The 17,231-nt window shown below is 64.7% G+C and carries 12 protein-coding genes; 6 read left to right on the forward strand and 6 right to left on the reverse strand.

Annotated elements, in window-relative coordinates:
- The first annotated feature begins 102 nt into the window (after window positions 1-102).
- The gene (locus tag FJ423_RS14110) at window positions 103-1,113 is read left to right on the forward strand and encodes an endonuclease/exonuclease/phosphatase family protein (RefSeq protein ID WP_140842560.1); all 1,011 of its coding nucleotides are present in this window, start codon (window positions 103-105) and stop codon (window positions 1,111-1,113) included.
- Window positions 1,114-1,144: 31 nt separating this feature from the next.
- Here FJ423_RS14110 and FJ423_RS14115 read toward each other — a convergent pair whose 3' ends face one another.
- A complete protein-coding gene (locus tag FJ423_RS14115; protein ID WP_140842562.1) occupies window positions 1,145-1,741 on the reverse strand; it encodes a DUF922 domain-containing protein in 597 nt (198 codons plus the stop codon).
- Between the two features lie 135 nt (window positions 1,742-1,876).
- Window positions 1,877-3,556, reverse strand: a complete 1,680-nt coding sequence (locus FJ423_RS14120; RefSeq protein WP_140842564.1) for an electron transfer flavoprotein-ubiquinone oxidoreductase — start codon at window positions 3,554-3,556, stop codon at window positions 1,877-1,879.
- A gap of 251 nt (window positions 3,557-3,807) precedes the next feature.
- Here FJ423_RS14120 and FJ423_RS14125 point away from each other — a divergent pair, with 251 nt between their 5' ends.
- The 3 genes from FJ423_RS14125 to FJ423_RS14135 all read left to right on the forward strand — a co-directional run bounded on the left by FJ423_RS14125 (window position 3,808) and on the right by FJ423_RS14135 (window position 6,592).
- Window positions 3,808-4,446, forward strand: a complete 639-nt coding sequence (locus FJ423_RS14125; protein ID WP_140842566.1) for a hypothetical protein — start codon at window positions 3,808-3,810, stop codon at window positions 4,444-4,446.
- Between the two features lie 202 nt (window positions 4,447-4,648).
- Window positions 4,649-5,575 carry a uracil-DNA glycosylase family protein gene (locus tag FJ423_RS14130; RefSeq protein ID WP_140842568.1) on the forward strand — a complete coding sequence of 309 codons (927 nt, stop codon included), beginning with the start codon at window positions 4,649-4,651 and terminating at the stop codon, window positions 5,573-5,575.
- A 207-nt stretch (window positions 5,576-5,782) separates the two neighbouring features.
- The gene (locus FJ423_RS14135) at window positions 5,783-6,592 is read left to right on the forward strand and encodes a helix-turn-helix transcriptional regulator (protein ID WP_140842603.1); all 810 of its coding nucleotides are present in this window, start codon (window positions 5,783-5,785) and stop codon (window positions 6,590-6,592) included.
- Window positions 6,593-6,811: 219 nt separating this feature from the next.
- Here the strand turns inward: FJ423_RS14135 and FJ423_RS14145 are convergent, their stop codons facing one another.
- Window positions 6,812-7,759: a DMT family transporter gene (locus FJ423_RS14145; protein WP_140842570.1), complete on the reverse strand. Its 948-nt coding sequence runs from the start codon at window positions 7,757-7,759 to the stop codon at window positions 6,812-6,814.
- 210 nt (window positions 7,760-7,969) lie between these two features.
- On the opposite strand from FJ423_RS14145, the gene pepN reads away from it, so the two are divergent.
- Window positions 7,970-10,615 (forward strand): aminopeptidase N, encoded by a 2,646-nt coding sequence (gene pepN / locus FJ423_RS14150; protein ID WP_140842572.1) that lies wholly within the window; start codon window positions 7,970-7,972, stop codon window positions 10,613-10,615.
- 337 nt (window positions 10,616-10,952) lie between these two features.
- Window positions 10,953-13,274: a PAS domain-containing sensor histidine kinase gene (locus FJ423_RS14155; RefSeq protein WP_140842574.1), complete on the forward strand. Its 2,322-nt coding sequence runs from the start codon at window positions 10,953-10,955 to the stop codon at window positions 13,272-13,274.
- Window positions 13,275-13,503: 229 nt separating this feature from the next.
- On the opposite strand, the gene FJ423_RS14160 is transcribed toward FJ423_RS14155, so the two are convergent.
- The 3 genes from FJ423_RS14160 to FJ423_RS14170 all read right to left on the reverse strand — a co-directional run.
- The gene (locus FJ423_RS14160) at window positions 13,504-13,746 is read right to left on the reverse strand and encodes a hypothetical protein (RefSeq protein WP_140842576.1); all 243 of its coding nucleotides are present in this window, start codon (window positions 13,744-13,746) and stop codon (window positions 13,504-13,506) included.
- A 242-nt stretch (window positions 13,747-13,988) separates the two neighbouring features.
- On the reverse strand, window positions 13,989-16,964 hold the full coding sequence (locus FJ423_RS14165; protein WP_140842579.1) for a bifunctional [glutamine synthetase] adenylyltransferase/[glutamine synthetase]-adenylyl-L-tyrosine phosphorylase: 2,976 nt from the start codon (window positions 16,962-16,964) through the stop codon (window positions 13,989-13,991).
- 12 nt (window positions 16,965-16,976) lie between these two features.
- A partial coding sequence (locus FJ423_RS14170; protein WP_140842581.1) for a sensor histidine kinase occupies window positions 16,977-17,231 on the reverse strand: 255 nt, incomplete at its 5' end.

The following is a 17,231-nucleotide window of genomic DNA, read 5'->3' on the forward strand; positions in this document are numbered from 1 at the left end:
AGGCAATCGGTCGTCTTGCTTGGGCCGCAATTTGGCCGATAACCGGTCCGAACGGAAGACTGGGGTTCGGAGAAAATGACAACGGGCGGTGCGCGCTTGAGCATGATGGCTCAGCTGATAGTCCTGGCGATGATGGCATGCTCGGCTGCGCTCTTGGCCGGGTTCTTCGGCGCGCTGCATCCGGCCTTCGATTCCTTCTCTCATTTCCGCATGCATCTGAGCCTGCTGACGGCCTTGCTCGCGCTGGCCCTGCTGGCCGGTCCCTACCGGCTGCAGGCCGTCGCCGTGCTGGTCTTCGCCATCGCCTGCTTCGTTACGACGACGGGCGCACTGCCCAGATTGTCGGCGCAGCAGGCGGTCGCAAAGCCGGCCGACCGCATCACCTACAGCCTGTTGCAGATGAACCTGCGCTTCAACAACCCGACGCCGAAGAAGGTGCTGTCGCTGATCGGCAGGACCAACCCGGACGTCATCACGCTCGACGAAGTGTCCGGCATGTGGGCGAAGGAGCTCAGCTATATCGCCGGCGCCTACCCCTATCGTATCCTGTGCGACTACCCCAACGGCATTTTCGGCGTCGCGCTGCTCTCGCGCCGTCCCTTCGCCGCCGGCACCGCGCCGCGTTGCGAGCCGCGCGGCGCGATGGCTACCGCCATGATCGATTTCGGCGGCATTCCGGTCAATGTCGCCGCGATCCATCTCAGCTGGCCGTGGCCGAAGGAGCAATACTGGCAGATCGGCGAACTGGCGCAACCGCTGGCCGCGCTCGGCGAGACCGCCATCATGGCAGGCGACTGCAATGCCGTGCCGTGGAGCGCGGCGGTGCGGCGGGTGGCGCGAATGAGCGGTATGACTCTGATGCCTTCGGCCGGTCCGACCTGGATCCACCGCACGCTGCCTGACTTTCTGCGCCGCTATGCGGGCCTGCCGATCGACCAGGTGTTCAGCAAGGGCGGGGTGACGATCCTGTCATCGGCCCGGCTGGAGGACATCGGCTCCGACCATTTGCCGGTCCTGGTCGAATTCACGCTGCCGACCGACAGCAACGCGCCCGAGGACGAGCACAAATCGGCGCTGGCGGCGAACGACGCGCCGAACAAGCCGCGGAGCTGACGTCCGCTCGGTCGGCGAACGGGCTGGAGTTTCAGTTCTTCCCCATCAATGCATTGACCAGTTTCTCGACATGGCCGCCGTCGCGGTGCTCGCGCGCGTCGAAGGCATTCTGCCTGGCCTCGTAGTCGGCATAGATCGTGTCGATGCGATGCCTGGCGTCCCAGCGAAGACCGGTGCAGAACCAGTTATCCGGCCGCTCGAGCCCGGCAAGCGCCGTCTCGGTTGCCCGCATCATCTGCTTGGCGATGCGGCCATGGGTATGCTCATGCTGGCGCACGCCGGCCATGAAACGGTCCCAGCGCTCGCGCAGGACCGGGCCGGACGGCGATGTGAGGCGCGGAAAGGTGTAGGTCAGGTCGATCATGCCGGTGGCCTGACGCAGCCGACAGATGCCGTTGTCCCGTTTCACGTCGAGGTTCCAATGCACGGTATAGCCGGTCTCGGCGATGGCGCGCGTGGCATGGCCGTGCCTCGGCCCGAGGCCGTCCATTGCCTCGATCAGTTCAGCCCCGGTCCTGCCGGTGACGTCGTAGCTGCGCACATGCACGATCAGCTTGGTGCCGGCGAAGGCAGGCGCGCAAGAAAGCATGCCGGCAGCAGCTAAAATCGCCAGGCTGATGCGCCGCATGTCCGCCTCCTCGTTTGAAGGCGAAGCAGACCATACTCGGCGCCCGGCTTCAACGGTCTCTGCCGATAAGGCGCGGCTACCCGACCTTCGCCGGGCCTGTTGGAGCGGCGGTCGAGATGGCCCGGTCGGAGCGGATCACATGCCCTGGTAAACCGGGCCTTCGCCGCCTTGTGGCGGCACCCAGTTGATGTTCCGGTTCGGATCCTTGATGTCGCAGGTCTTGCAGTGCACGCAGTTCTGCGCGTTGATGACGAAGCGCACATCCTTGGCCGATGGGTCAGCTGCGGCGTTGCCGTCCTTGTCCACCCACTCATAGACGCCGGCCGGGCAATAGCGGGTCGAGGGACCGGCAAAGACATCGTGCTCGGAACGCTGCTGCAGCGCCATGTCGCCGACGATCAGGTGCACCGGCTCGTTTTCCTCATGGTTGGTATTCGACAGGAACACCGAGGACAGCCGGTCGAAGGTCAGCACGCCATCCGGCTTCGGATAGGCGATCTTCTGATGCTGGGCGGCGGGTTCGAGCGTCGCATAGTCGGCCTTGCCATGCTTCAGCGTACCGAAAGGCGAGAAGCCGAACAGCGTGTTCAGCCACATGTCGAGACCGCCGATGCCGACGCCGACAATGGTGCCGAAGCGCGACCAGAGCGGCTTGACGTTGCGCACCTTCTTCAGGTCCTTGCCGATGTCGGTGCCGCGCCAGGCTTCCTCGTAGGAAGCGAGCTCGTCATTGGCGCGGCCGCCGGCAATCGCCCCGGCCACATGCTCGGCCGCCAGCATGCCGGAGAGCACCGCATTGTGCGAGCCCTTGATGCGCGGCACGTTGACGAAGCCTGCCGCGCAACCCATCAGCACGCCGCCGGGGAAGGAAAGCTTCGGCACCGACTGCCAGCCGCCCTCGGTGATGGCGCGTGCGCCGTAGCCGATGCGCTTGGCGCCCTCGAAGGTGCCGGCGATCGCCGGATGGGTCTTGAAGCGCTGGAATTCCTCAAAGGGCGACAGATAAGGGTTCTTGTAGTTCAGGTGGACGACGAAGCCGACCGCCACCTGGTTGTCCTCAAGATGGTAGAGGAAGGAGCCGCCACCAGTCTTCATGTCGAGCGGCCAGCCGAAGGAATGCTGCACGAGGCCCGGCTTGTGGTTCTCGGGCTTCACCTGCCAGAGCTCCTTGAGGCCGATGCCATATTTGCCGGGCTCGCGGCCTTCGGAAAGCTTGTATTTGGCGATGAGCTGCTTGGCCAAAGATCCCCGCGCGCCTTCGCCGATCAGCACATATTTGCCCATCAGCGCCATGCCGGGCGCGTAGGCCGGGCCATGCGTGCCGTCCTTCTCGACGCCCATGTCGCCGGTGATGACGCCGCTGACGGCGCCGGCCTCGTTGTAGACGAGGCTTGCCGCGGCAAAACCCGGATAGATCTCGACGCCCAGCGCCTCGGCCTTGGTCGCGAGCCAGCGGCAGACATTGCCCAGCGAGACGATGTAATTGCCGTGGTTGTTCATCAGCGGCGGCATCAGGAAGTTCGGCAGGCGGAAGGAACCGGCGGGCCCGAGCACCAGGAAATGGTCGTCCGTCACCGGTGTTTTGAACGGATGGCCCTCCTCTTCGCGCCAGCCGGGCAGCAGCCGGTCGATGCCGATCGGGTCGACGACGGCGCCGGAGAGGATATGGGCGCCAACCTCGCCGCCCTTCTCCAGGACGACGACGGAAAGGTCCGGGTTGAGCTGCTTCAGACGGATCGCGGCGGCAAGGCCGGCGGGACCAGCGCCGACGATCACCACGTCGAATTCCATGCTCTCGCGTTCGATTTCGCTCATCGGCCCCTCACTGGCTCGCCATGTTCTCGCATTGTGCTGGCTCATGCGCTGCATAGCGCATCAATTCGCGACGCGAAACCGGCGCTGACGTGACAACAGCGATTTCGACAAAAAGTCGCGGTTTTCCCTACGAAACGGTCGCCGCGCAGGCCATGGCCAAGCATAGGCCAGCGCCACTTGGTTGACAGGCCAGGCGGCGACGGCATGTTTTTAATTGTTCGACGGCTTGGTTATCGGCGATACTTCGCGTCATGCGCAGTCCAGAGCCAGCCGGCTTTTCATCGAAGCGCTTACTCTTCACGCCAGGCATGGCCTGGCGCGCGGTTCTTCCGCTCCTCTTTTTGACCCTTCCGGCGGAAGCCGATCCGGTGAAGGTCTGGGCGACCGGCGCCTATTCCTTCTCCGACGAGCTGGGTGGCTTCCGCATCACGGGGGCGTCTGGCATCGGCACCAAGGAAGACCCGCTGGTCATCAGGGAGGAATTGAACACGGCGACGCCGGTAACGCTGACGATCCGTGCGACCAAGCCGATCGAGCCCTTCGGCAAGGCCGGCGCGGTCGCCAACGGCGTGATGTATATGCGCATCGACGTGCTCAACAACAGCGCGCTGCCCTGGGTGGAATTCCAGTTCGAGCTGCAGGAGATCCTCGACCAGCCGAGCGTGTTCGGCGACGGCCTGTCCTTCGACCAGCGCAACAAGACGCCCGACAACATCTGGTCGAGCAATTTCGCCGATTTCGACCGCCGGTTCGAACCCTATGACCGGCTGCTGTTCCGCAACGGCAAGATCGACCCGCTGAAGACGGCGACCTTCGATTTCCTGGTCACCGATTATACGCCGCGCTGGACGTTTTACATCGTGCAGGATCCCCGCATACCCACTGGGTGAAAGCATATCGATATTCAGGTGATGCCGGCCTGCAAATGGCGGTTTCCTGCGCTTCCGGTGCTCACGTACGAAAAGTACGCTCCGCTCCGGTTCTCGGAAACCACCATTTTCGACTCGGCCTGACCTGAATCTCGACATGCTCCAATACAGGCGAACATGGCTTAACCTTGCAAATCGGCGCCGCGCGGACAATGGTGGCGCCATGCCTGCCGCCTCCCCCAGCACACCTGCCGAGATCGCCGAACTGCTCGCCTTCTATGCCAGCGCCGGCGTCGACGACGCGCTGGAAGACGCGCCGGTCAACCGGTTTGCCGAAGCGGCGGCGAAGTCGGCCGAAGGCAGGCCTGCCGAGCGGGCGCCGGCTGCGCTGCCTCGCGACGCAAGACCCGAGAGCCGCCCGGCATCCGGGGAGGTCCCGGAGCGGCCCCCGGCGCCCGTGCCGGCAACGCCATCATCCGGCCTCGACGCGCGCAATATTCCGGACGCTCCGGCGCGCGTGCCGGCTGCCACTGTTCCCGACGAGGCGCAGGCGGCGGCCGCGCGGCAACTTGCCGCCCGCGCCACAACACTCGACGAACTGCGCCAGCACATGGCTGCCTTCGACGGCTGCAATCTCAAATTCACGGCCAAGAACCTGGTCTTCGCCGACGGCAATCCGAACGCCGACCTGATGCTGGTCGGCGAAGCGCCGGGCAGAGACGAGGATCTTGAAGGCCTGCCCTTTGTCGGCCGCTCCGGCCGGCTGCTCGACCGCATGCTGGCCGCGATCGGCCTCGACCGCAACTCGGCCTATATCGCCAACGTCATTCCGTGGCGGCCGCCGGGCAACCGCACGCCGACGCCGCACGAGACCGAGATCTGCCGGCCCTTCATCGAAAGGCAGATCGAACTGGTCAATCCCAAGGTGCTGATCAATCTCGGCGGCCCGTCAGCCAAGACGCTGCTCAACACGACCGAGGGCATCCTGCGCCTGCGCGGCAACTGGCGGGTGCACACGACCGCTTCCGGGGTTGCCATTCCGGCGATGCCGACGCTGCACCCGGCCTATCTGCTCAGGACGCCGGCGCACAAGAAACTGGCGTGGCGGGATTTTCTCGAGGTCAAGGCGAAGTTGAAGGGGCTGGCGTGAGCACTTTTTCCTTCTCCCCTTGTGGGAGAAGGTGCCCGAAGGGCGGATGAGGGGTGCTCCAGGGAATGCCAGCGTCTCAGTCCGCTGGAACACCCCTCATCCGTCTCGGCGCTGCGCGCCGATCCACCTCCTCCCACAAGGGGAGAAGGCGGAGCTATGACCTCAAAGGTAATTGAACTGCGTCCCTCGCCGCCCTACTCCTCTCCCATGACCACATCCGAACCTTCCGCCGGCAGCCTGATCCGCGAATGGCGCACGCGGCGGCGCATGAGCCAGCTCGACCTCGCCATGGAGGCCGATATCTCGCAGCGGCATCTCTCCTTCGTCGAAAGCGGCCGGGCCCAGCCTTCGCGCGACATGGTGCTGCATCTTGCCGAGCAGCTGTCGATCCCGCTGCGACAGCGCAATCAACTGTTGCTTGCCGCCGGCTTCGCGCCGAGCTTCAGCGAAAAGCCGCTGACCGATGCGACGCTGGCGCCGGCGCTTGCCGCCGTCGAGACCGTGCTCAAGGGCCACGAGCCCTTTCCGGCACTGGCGGTGGACCGGCGTTGGAACCTTATTTCCGCCAATGGCGCGATCGCCCCGTTCCTTGCCGATATTTCCGAGCCGTCCCTGCTTACGCCGCCGGTCAACGTGCTGAGGCTCAGCCTGCACCCGGACGGCGTGGCACCGCGCATCGTCAATCTGGCGGAGTGGCGCGCGCATCTGCTGGAGCGGCTCAAGCACCAGAACGACGCCACCGGCGACCCGGTGCTGATTGAGCTGGAGCGAGAGTTGCGCGCCTATCCGTCGGGCCTGAGAAGCAGCCGGCCCGCACCCGTCGAGCCGAGCGGCATCGTCCATCCGCTCAAGCTCGCGCATGGCGACGCCGTGCTGTCCTTCATCAGCACGATCACCGTCTTCGGCACGCCGCTCGACGTCACGCTGTCGGAGCTGGCGATCGAATCCTTCTTCCCTGCGGATGAGCAGACCCGGGCGGTGCTGGTGCGGCTGGCGAAGGAGCGGGGTGCGGACTAAACCGGCAATGCTGGCGGGACAGCACCCCCCTCTGTCCTGCCGGACATCTCCCCCGCAAAGGGGGGAGATCAGCTGTCGCGGCCGCTTTCGCCAATCATCAACATGGCGGGTAGTGCGCCGCCGAGGGAACTGCCAATCTCCCCCCTTGCGGGGGAGATGGCCGGCAGGCCAGAGGGGGTGTGAAGGAACTCGGCCTTTGAAGCTACTCTTTGAAACAGTTCACCCCTGCGGCGGCGTGACCGTCCTGGTGCGCGTGCGCTCCAGGCCGAGCTGCCGCTCGCGCCATATGATGAAGATGCCGGCGGCGACCACGATCACGCCGCCGATCAGCGTGTTGAGCGAGGTGACGTCGCCGAAGGCGAAATAGCCGACGACGACGCCGAGGATCATCGAGGTGTATTCGAACGGCGCCACGACCGAGGCTTCGGCGTGGCGGTAGGCCGCCGTCATCAAGATCTGGCCGAGCCCGCCGCAGAAGCCCGCGAAGACGAGGAGTGCGGCCTGCATCGGCGTCAGGGCCTGCCAGCCGAAGGGCAGCGTGAAGAGCGACAACACCGAAGCCGTCGAGGAGAACCACAGCACGATCGTCGCCGTCTTCTCCGTCTGCACGAGATTGCGCACCAGAAGCATGGCGACCGCCGAAATCGCGGCGGCGATCAGCGCGGCGATGACGCCCAGCAGCTCCTGGTCGTCGAGGCCTTCACCGGAATTGAGCAGCGTCAGCTCGGGCCAGGAGATGATCAGCACGCCGGCAAGACCGACCGCCACCGCGCTCCAGCGGTAGACGCGGATCGTCTCGCCGAGGAAGACAGAGGAGAACACCACGACAAGCAGCGGCTGGGCGTAATTTAGCGTGATGGCCTCCGGCAGCGGCAGCCTGGTCAGCGCGAAGAAGCCGAGCCCCATGGCGCCGACGCCGACGATGCCACGCGCGATATGGTTGAACGGCCGCCTGGTCGTGAACGCGGTGGCGAGCTCACCCTTGAAGGCCAGGAAAGCGACGATCGGGAAGATGGCGAAGAAGGAGCGGAAGAAGACGATCTGTCCGGCGGGCACGTCGCCGGCCGCCTTGATGCAGGTCTGCATGCCAACGAAGACCGTCACCGAGACGATCTTCAGCGTAATGCCGCGCAGCGTGTTGTGGCCGACGGCATGATCGACGGTCATCTTGCCTCATAAGGATGGTCGGGAAATGAAGCCGCGAAATAGGCCAAGAGCAATTCCAGGAAAAGGGTGTAACGGTTTTCCGTCCGGAATTGCGAAACACAACCTGTGCCGCAGTTTTGTCGAGTGGCCGTTTCGTGTAAAGAGCGCGCACCCTCAAAATTCTTGGACCAGCCAGGCCGGCTGGCCGCCTCGACAGGAAAAGCTCAAGGAATGCGCACAGATACCGGCCATGTCTTCAGGCTCGAAGATTATCGCCCCTGCGACTATCTCATCCCGAGGACCAGCCTCGACTTTCGCCTGTCGCCGGACGCGACCCATGTGACCGCGCTGCTCACCATCGAGCGACGCGAGGGCGTCGCCGCCTCGGCGCCGCTGGTGCTCGACGGCGACGGGCCGACGCTGCTCGGCGTCGCCATCGATGGGCACGCGCTCGCGGCCGGCGACTATGAGGCGACGCCGGACCGGCTGACGATTCTGAAGCCGCCGGCGGCTCAGCGTTTCGAGCTCCGCCTGGAGACGGAGATCGCGCCTTCGCGCAACGAGGCGCTTATGGGCTTGTACCGCTCCAACAACGTCTATTGCACGCAATGCGAGGCCGAAGGCTTTCGCCGCATCACTTATTTTCTCGACCGTCCCGATATCCTGTCGGTCTACACGGTGCGTATCGAAGCGCCGCACAACGAGGCGCCGCTTTTGCTTTCAAACGGCAATCCCGTCGAACGCGGCGCGCTCGCCGACGGACGCCATTATGCGGTCTGGCACGACCCCTTCCCCAAACCCTCCTACCTTTTTGCACTGGTGGCGGGCGCGCTCGGCAAGGTGGCTGGCAGCTTCACCACCATGTCCGGCCGCGAGGTCGAGCTCGGCATCTATGTCGAACCCGGCAAGGAACGGCTTGCCGGCTACGCGATGGACGCGCTGAAACGCTCGATGAAATGGGACGAGGAAGCTTTCGGCCGCGAATACGACCTCGACGTCTTCAACATCGTCGCCGTATCCGACTTCAACATGGGCGCCATGGAGAACAAGGGCCTCAACGTCTTCAACGACAAATATGTGCTGGCCGACGAGGAGACTGCGACTGATGCCGACTTCGCCAATATCGAGGCGATCATCGCGCATGAGTATTTCCACAATTGGACCGGCAACAGAATCACTTGCCGCGACTGGTTCCAGCTCTGCCTGAAGGAAGGGCTGACGGTTTACCGCGACCACGAGTTCTCCGCCGACCAGCGCTCGCGGGCGGTGAAGCGCATCGCCGAGGTGCGCACGCTGCGCGCCCACCAGTTCCCGGAAGACCAGGGGCCGCTCGCGCATCCGGTCAGGCCGCGCCGCTACCGCGAGATCAACAACTTCTACACGGCGACCGTCTACGAGAAGGGCTCGGAAGTGGTGCGCATGATCCGCACCATCCTCGGCGCGGAGACCTTCCGTGCCGGCATGGACCTCTATTTCGAGCGGCATGACGGCGAGGCGGCGACCATCGAGGATTTCCTCAAAGTGTTCGAGGACGTCTCGGGCAGAGACCTTGCGCAATTCGCGCTCTGGTACCACCAGGCCGGCACCCCGAACCTGACGGTGAGTTCCACGCACAATGCGGCGGCGAAGGAGTTCACCCTGGAGATCGAGCAGTCGGTGCCGCCGACGCCGTCGGAAAGCCGCAAGCGGCTGATGCATATCCCCTTGGCCTTCGGCCTGGTCGGCGCCAATGGCAAGCCCGTCACCTGGACGGCCGTCGAGGGCGCAACTATGGATGACGGTGTCATCCATATCCGCAAGCGCCGGCACACGGTGCGCTTCTCGGGTATTTCGCAACGGCCTTCGGTGTCGCTCAACCGCGGCTTCTCGGCGCCGATCACGCTTTCCGTGCAGCAGAAGGCCGACGACCAGTTCTTCCTTGCGGCGCATGACAGCGATGCCTTCTCGCGCTGGCAGGCGTTCAACACGCTGCTGACCGACGCGCTGATCGTCGCCTTCCGCCAGATCCTCGGCGGCAGGGAGCCGGCCTTCGCGGCACGGCTCGCCGAGCTTGCCGGCAGGATCGCCGGCGACGAGGCGCTGGAGCCGGCCTACCGGGCACTGGCGCTGTCGCTGCCCGGTGAAGCCGACATCGCCCGCGACATCGGCAAGGGCATCGATCCAGACGCCATCTTCGCCGCGCGCGAGGCGCTGGCGCGGGCGATCGCCGAGGCAAACGGCGAGACCTTCGCGGCGCTCCATGACCGGCTTGCCGACAACGGGCCGTTCAGTCCGGACGCGGCGAGCGCCGGACGCCGGGCCCTGCGCAACACCCTGCTCGACTATCTTTCGCTGCTGCCGGGCGGCGCGGGCCTCGCCGCGCGGCACTTCACCGCCGCCACCAATATGACCGACCGCGCCGCGGCGCTCGCCGTGCTGGCGCATCGCCATTCAGGCACGGCCGAGGCCGAAGAAGCGCTGGCCGCTTTCGAGGTCCGCTATCGCGGCGACGCGCTGGTGCTCGACAAATGGTTCCAGATCCAGGCTGGCGTGCCCGGAGCAAGGACCGTCGAGAAAGTGCGCGAGCTCACGCAGCATCCGGCTTTCTCGATCGCCAACCCGAACCGGGTGCGTTCTCTGATCGGCACCTTCTCCAGCGCCAACCAGACCGGCTTCCACCGCCCCGACGGCGAAGGTTACCGTTTCTTCGCCGAGACGGTGCTGGAAGTGGAGAAGCGCAACCCGCAAGTGGCGGCGCGGCTGGCCACGGCGCTACGCTCCTGGCGCTCGCTGGAGCCTGGACGCCAGGCCAAGGCCAGACAAGCGCTGCTCGACATGGCGAAGGTTGAGAACCTGTCGGCGGATCTGCGCGATATCGTCGAGCGGACGCTGGCGTGATTGGCAATCTCCCCCCTCGTGGGGGAGATGCCCGGCAGGGCAGAGGGGGGCGCGAAGGATCGCTACGTCTGCTCTTTACCAATGGGTCCAAAAGCTACCTTATGTTGAGGCGATTGAACGGTTGGAAGGGCTGGCGGGACAGCGCCCCTCTCTGGCCTGCCGGCCATCTCCCCCACGAGGGGGGAGATCAGCAGTTGCGACGAATTTCAATCAACTTTTAATCTTTTTCGCCCGCGCCTCTGGACAAGGCGAATCGGCTTTGATTCTTTAATGGCGATTCGGGGCGTGCGGCGTAGCCGGATCATCCAAGTATGCGGCAAATCGGGGAGTGCCATTTATGGCCAAGGCGGACGCGTGGGGCGCGCCCGGAGGGAAGGCTTTTGCGCGTCGCAAGGCAAGGAGCGACGGACTTGCCGGCAATGCGCGCCTGATCGCCGAACCCACCTATCAGCGGCTCCTGGCCGCCGAGCCGCTGCTGCGCCGGTCGATCCCGGCGCTGATCGTCGTTTTCCTCATCGTCATCGCGGCATTGCGCTTCCTGTCGCTGATGAACGAGCATGACGAGATCGAGCGCGACGCCAAGGCAGTGCTGGCGCTCGCCGCCGGCCAGATGGCGCAGGCGATCACCGCGGACCCCAGCGCGGCCGGCGTCAATGCCACAAGCCTCCTGGAGAACATCAGCCGCCAGGGCGCCATGAGCCGCGCCCATGTGCTCGCCGTCACCGACGCCAACTTCAAGGTCATCGCCGTTTCGCCGTTGTCGACGGGCTGGCAGGGCCGCACGCTCGACAGCCTCGTACTGGGCGGCCAGCCGCTGTTCATGTTCGGCGACCGCGCCGGCGTGATGGATGTCAGCACCGGCGGACAGGATTGGTTTGCCGCTGTCAGCCTCAGCGGCGACCGCAAACACGCGGCCGCAGTGCTGGTGCCGAAGGAAGCGGTGTTCGACAGCTGGCGCAAGTCTATGTCGCTCAACGTCACGCTGTTCGTGCTGACGGCGGGCGTGCTGATCGTCATCCTCTACGCCTATTTCGGCCAGGCGGCGCGCGCCCAGGCGGCGGACCGCATCTATCTCGAAGCGCATCAACGCATCGACATGGCGCTGGTGCGCGGCCGCTGTGGGTTGTGGGACTGGGATATGGTGCGCGGCAAGATGTACTGGTCGCGCTCGATGTACGACATGCTGGGCTATGAGCCCTGCGATACGATGCTCTCCTTCGGCGAGGTCGACGAGATCGTCCACCCGGAAGACGGCGACCTGTTCGAGCTCGCCAACCGCATCATCGAACGCGAGATCGACCATATCGACCAGGTCTTTCGCATGCGCCACGCCGACGGACAATGGGTATGGATGCGAGCCCGCGCCCAGGTGATCGACCCGGAGGCGCCGGAGATCCAGCTGATCGGCATCGCCGTCGACGTCACCGAGCAGCGGCACCTGGCACTGCGTTCGGAAGCGGCCGACATGCGGCTCAGGACAGCGATCGAGAACATCAACGAATCCTTCGTGCTGTGGGATGCCGCCGAACGGCTGATCATGTGCAATTCGAAGTTCCAGAAGGACAACGGGCTGTCTGATCGCGACGTGATGCCGGGCGCGACCCGCGATATGCTGGAGCAGCGCATGCTGGCCTTCGCCTCGGAGCGCAGGTTGGCCAATGCCAACGGGCCGCATGGCGGCATCACACTCGAGCGCCAGCTCGCCGACGGCCGCTGGCTGCAGGTCAACGAGCTCAGGACCCGCGACGGCGGTGTCGTCTCGGTCGGCTCCGACATCACCCAGATAAAGCTGCATCAGGAAAAGCTGGTCGACAGCGAGCGCCGGCTGATGGCGACGATCCACGATCTCAGCCTCGCGCGGCGCGCCGAGGAGGAACGCGCCAGCGAACTGGTCGAGCTCAACCGCAAATACATGAAGGAAACCGAGCGCGCCGAGGCGGCCAATCGCGCCAAGTCGGAATTCCTCGCCAACATGTCGCATGAATTGCGCACGCCGCTCAATGCCATCATCGGCTTCTCCGAATTGATGCAGCAGGGCCTGTTCGGACCGCTCGGCTCGGAGCGCTATGAGGAATACGCGACCGACATCAACGGCAGCGGCAAATACCTGCTCGGCGTCATCAACGACATCCTCGATATGTCGAAGATCGAGGCCGGCCAATTCTCACTCGACCACGAGGAGATCGACCTCTGCCCGCTGATCAAGGAAACGGTGCGGGTGATCTCGCTGCAGGCAGCGGAGAAGTCGATCAATGTCGAGACGCGCATCGCCGATACGATGCGGCTCTATGCCGACCGCCGCGCGATCAAGCAGATCGCCATCAACCTGCTCTCCAACGCGGTGAAGTTCACCGGACAGGGCGGCAAGATCACGGTCAGAGCGCGCAACACGTCGGGCGCCCTGCTGCTCACCATCGAGGACAATGGCTGCGGCATTCCCAAGCAGGCGCTGAGCAAGCTCGGCCGGCCGTTCGAGCAGGTGCAGAACCAGTTTTCCAAGAACCACACCGGCTCAGGCCTCGGGCTCGCCATCTCGCGCTCGCTGGCCGAATTGCAGGGCGGCGCGCTGAAGATCCGTTCGACCGAGGGTGTCGGCACTATCGTGTCGGTACGCATTCCGCTGAAGAAGGCGCCGTCCGCGGTGAAGGCGGCGGCTTAGAGCGTTCCACCGTTTCATGGAAACGGCGAACCGCTCTAGCTCTTTGTTTTTACGCGATTCCGAACGGAAAACCGCACACACTTTTCCTGGAATTGCTTTAGTTCGGAATGCGGAATTTCCAAAGGCTCCGGCGGACAACGCCCCCTCCTTCTTGCTGGACATCTCACTTCCGGCTTGCCCCGGGCCGGTCAGGGCGGCAGTCAGTCAAACCCAATGGACTGTCGGGTCGCTAAACTGGACCGGTAAGGTTTAAATCATTTGCTGCTGTAGATGCCGGACTTGCATCGGCGCCTTTCGATGCCCGTCTATAGATCAAGCTGACGACCAGACCGATATATCCGACCTGCAGAATGATCATGGCCAGGATTGCCCATCCAAGCACCGCCCAGACAGAACCAGTTTCGTTGTAAGCCCAGATCGCCACGATGAATGACGTCGTGAACATGCCTACCAAAAATTTCGGAAGATCCATAATTGCCCAGCGCCCCAAAGCATGGCGATTTAGGCGGCTTTCAAATCAGCCGTTAAGAACCCGCCGCTCCATTTGCGAAGCGGCGGGGCCCCCCATCGTCGGGGTGATGGTTGACCCCGGCATTGCTGACAGTGCAATTGCGGTGCCAGACCTATTGACCCATTACGGGACACCTCTGCCAATGGCGCAAGACCGGTTCGCCGATTAATATTAACTGTGGCTAATGTGCCACCCGGCGAATCTCATGGCAACGATGCGGTTGATGGCGACGCTCCCGCACGAAGCAGACGGTCGAAATCTCTCCTGACCTTCCGCGACATCTCCTTGAGATGTGCTTCCAGCACACCGAAATCCGGCAGGTCGGTGACCGCGAGCAGCAGATCCGAGAGTCCCGGCGGGACATCGTCGCGCTGGAACTCGCCGGTGAGGCAAAGCCTGATCATCTGGGTCAGCGCCAGATAGAGCCGATAGGCCTCGCCAAGCTCTTCACGCATATCGGCTGCGGCGAAGTCCGGAGAAAGCCGGGCCAGAATGTCGGCAGTCGCCGTGACCCGGCGGCCAGGTTCGATCGCGCCGGTAATGACCGCGACCTGCGCGATGAATTCCAGGTCGATGAGCCCGCCCGGGATCAGCTTGATGTCCCAGAGATCGCGCGGCGCCTTCTCCTTCTCGATCAGCGTACGCATGTCCGAGGCCTCGGCTTTAACCTTGGCCGCATCGCGCGGCTGCGCCAGTACCACCGCCACTTCCGTATCGAGCTCGGCGCAGAGCTCGGCATCGCCGCCGACGGCGCGGGCCCGTGCCAGCGCCATGTGTTCCCAGGTCCAGGCGTCCTGGCGCTGATATTTCTTGAACGCGTCGATATGGGTGGCGACCGGCCCCTTGTTGCCTGATGGACGCAGGCGCAGATCCAGCTCGTAGAGCACACCTTCGGCCGTCGGCGCCGAGACGGCCGCGATCAGGCGCTGCGTCATGCGGGTATAGTAATGCGAAGGCGCCAGCGGCTTCTCGCCGTCGGAGTCCTCGGCGTCGTTGTCGTGGTCATAGAGCAGGATGAGATCGACATCCGAACCCGCCGTGAGCTCGCGGCTGCCCAGCTTGCCCATGCCGAGCAGCGCCACCCTGCCGCCCGCGATGCTGCCGTGGCGCAGCGCGAATTCGGCGATCACGGCGTCGAGCGCCGCTTCGATGGTGAGATCGGCGAGATCCGAGAAGGCGCGCCCCGCCCGCGCCGGATCGATAGAGCCGGCAAGCAGGCGAACGCCGATCAGGAATTTCTGCTCGGAAGCGAAGATGCGCAGCCGGTCGAGCACATCCTCATAGGCGCGGTCGCCTTCGATAAAGGCGGCAAGCCGGGCCGAGAGATAGGCGCGATCCGGCAGTTCGGTAAGCAATGCCGGATCGAGCAGTCCGTCGAAGACATGCGGACGACGCGTGATGATCGCCGCCAGCCGAGGCGCCGCGCCCATGATGGTCGCCATCAGCTTGAGCAGCGCCGGGTTCGACTGCAGCAGCGAGAAAAGCTGGATACCGGCCGGCAGGCCGGCGAGGAACTCGTCGAAGCGCATCAGCGCCTCGTCGGCGCGCCGCGTCTGGCCGAAGGCTTTGAGCAGCGCCGGCGTCAATTCGGTCAGCCGCTCGCGCGCCTCGGCCGACTGGGTGACGCGGTAGCGGCCGAAATGCCAGCCGCGGATGACACGGCAGATGTCACTCGGCCGCTGGAAGCCCAGGCGATCGAGCGTCTGCAGCGTGTCGGGATCGTCGACATCGCCGGTGAAGACCAGATTGCCGACGCCGGCCGAAAGCTCGGGTGCGGTTTCGAACAACGCCGCATAATGGCGCTCGACCTGCTGCAGCGAGGCGCGGAAGGCCTGGGTGAAATCCGCCTCGCCGGCAAAACCCAACATCAGCGCGATGCGCTTCAGCTCCTCGTCTTCTTCCGGCAGGATATGCGTCTGCTCGTCCGCCACCATCTGAACGGCATGCTCGACGCGGCGCAGGAACCAGTATTGTCGCGTGAGCGCGTCGCGTGCGTCGGCGGTGATCCAGCCGCGCGCAGCGAGCGCTGCGAGCATCGGCACGGTCTCGCGGCCGCGCAGCTCCGGGAAGCGGCCGCCGGCGATGAGCTGCTGGGTCTGGACGAAGAACTCGATCTCGCGGATGCCGCCGCGTCCGAGCTTGACGTTGTGGCCCTTGACCGCGATCTCGCCATAGCCCTTGTGGGCATGGATCTGGCGCTTGATCGAATGGACGTCGGCGATCGCCGCATAGTCCATGTATTTGCGCCAGACATAGGGCTGCAATTCCTTGAGGAAGGCCGCGCCCGCGGCAAGGTCGCCGGCAACCGGCCGCGCCTTGATCATGGCCGCCCGCTCCCAGTTCTGGCCGCGCGCCTCGTAATAACGAAGCGCGGCCTCTACGGGGATCGCCAGCGGCGTCGAGCCCGGATCGGGGCGGAGCCTCAGATCGGTGCGGAAGACATAGCCATGCTCGGTGCGGTCCTGCAGGATGCGCACGAGCCGACGGGTGAGGCGCGAGAACAGCTCGGTGGCGTCGAGCGGATCGATGACGGCCGGCGCCTCCCGATCGAAGAAGACGACGAGATCGATGTCGGAGGAAAAATTCAGCTCATGCGCGCCGAGCTTGCCCATGCCGAGCAGGATCCAGCCCGAATCCTTCGCCGGTTCCAACCGATCCGGCAGCTTGAGCTTGCCTTGCCGTTGCGCGTCGAGCAGCAGGAAATCGACAGCGGCTTTTGTGCAGGCATCCGCGAGATCACTGAGACGGCGCACCGTCACCGCGGTCTCTGCCTCGCCCGAAAGGTCGGCCAGCGCGATCAAGAAATGCGCCTCCGTCTTCCACTGCCTGAGCGCCATCATCAGGCCCGATTCCGAGGCGTCATCCACCTTGGCCGCGCCGCCTATCGCCTCGCCGATGGCATCGAGCCGCGCTTCGATCGTCCGGTCGAACAGCGTGTCGAGAACGGATGGCCGGCGGCGCGCGACATCGCGCAGGAAGGGCGAGAGGTCGAAGACGGCCGCCAGCAGCTCCTGCAGTGGCCCCTCGCCCGCCAGGAACGCGGCGAGGCGCGAAAGCCCCTCTTCCTCGGCGGCATCGGCGATTTCCGACAATTCACGCCGGGCATGCTCCGCATCAAGGGGGCGGAGCGCCACTGTCGGGCTAAGCCGGAACTCGGATTCGATTTTCTTCTTCGCCATTTGTCCGCGCTGTCAATGCGTCTCCCGCAACGGGAAACTCATGACCACGGACAATCCGGGATTGGCGGGTAAAAGATCAAGCCTGCCGTTGTGGAAAGTCATGATTGCCTTGGCGAGGCTGAGACCGAGACCCGAGCCCGGTTGCGAGCGGCTCTTTTCCAGGCGCACGAAGCGCTCGGTGGCGCGGGCGCGATCGGCGTCGTCCGGGATGCCGTGGCCATTGTCGGTGACGGCAAGCTTGATCTCGTTGCCGGCGCGCTCCAGCAC

This window comes from Mesorhizobium sp. B2-8-9, assembly GCF_006439475.1.
In the GTDB taxonomy this organism is placed as follows: domain Bacteria; phylum Pseudomonadota; class Alphaproteobacteria; order Rhizobiales; family Rhizobiaceae; genus Mesorhizobium.

Bases quoted from the DNA above. Each gene is read 5' to 3' on its own strand.
- FJ423_RS14110 (WP_140842560.1), top strand. From the start codon at position 103: ATGATGGCTCAGCTGATAGTCCTGGCGATGATGGCATGCTCGGCTGCG.
- FJ423_RS14115 (WP_140842562.1), bottom strand. From the start codon at position 1,741: ATGCGGCGCATCAGCCTGGCGATTTTAGCTGCTGCCGGCATGCTTTCT.
- FJ423_RS14120 (WP_140842564.1), bottom strand. From the start codon at position 3,556: ATGAGCGAAATCGAACGCGAGAGCATGGAATTCGACGTGGTGATCGTC.
- FJ423_RS14125 (WP_140842566.1), top strand. From the start codon at position 3,808: ATGCGCAGTCCAGAGCCAGCCGGCTTTTCATCGAAGCGCTTACTCTTC.
- FJ423_RS14130 (WP_140842568.1), top strand. From the start codon at position 4,649: ATGCCTGCCGCCTCCCCCAGCACACCTGCCGAGATCGCCGAACTGCTC.
- FJ423_RS14135 (WP_140842603.1), top strand. From the start codon at position 5,783: ATGACCACATCCGAACCTTCCGCCGGCAGCCTGATCCGCGAATGGCGC.
- FJ423_RS14145 (WP_140842570.1), bottom strand. From the start codon at position 7,759: ATGACCGTCGATCATGCCGTCGGCCACAACACGCTGCGCGGCATTACG.
- pepN (WP_140842572.1), top strand. From the start codon at position 7,970: ATGCGCACAGATACCGGCCATGTCTTCAGGCTCGAAGATTATCGCCCC.
- FJ423_RS14155 (WP_140842574.1), top strand. From the start codon at position 10,953: ATGGCCAAGGCGGACGCGTGGGGCGCGCCCGGAGGGAAGGCTTTTGCG.
- FJ423_RS14160 (WP_140842576.1), bottom strand. From the start codon at position 13,746: ATGGATCTTCCGAAATTTTTGGTAGGCATGTTCACGACGTCATTCATC.
- FJ423_RS14165 (WP_140842579.1), bottom strand. From the start codon at position 16,964: ATGGCGAAGAAGAAAATCGAATCCGAGTTCCGGCTTAGCCCGACAGTG.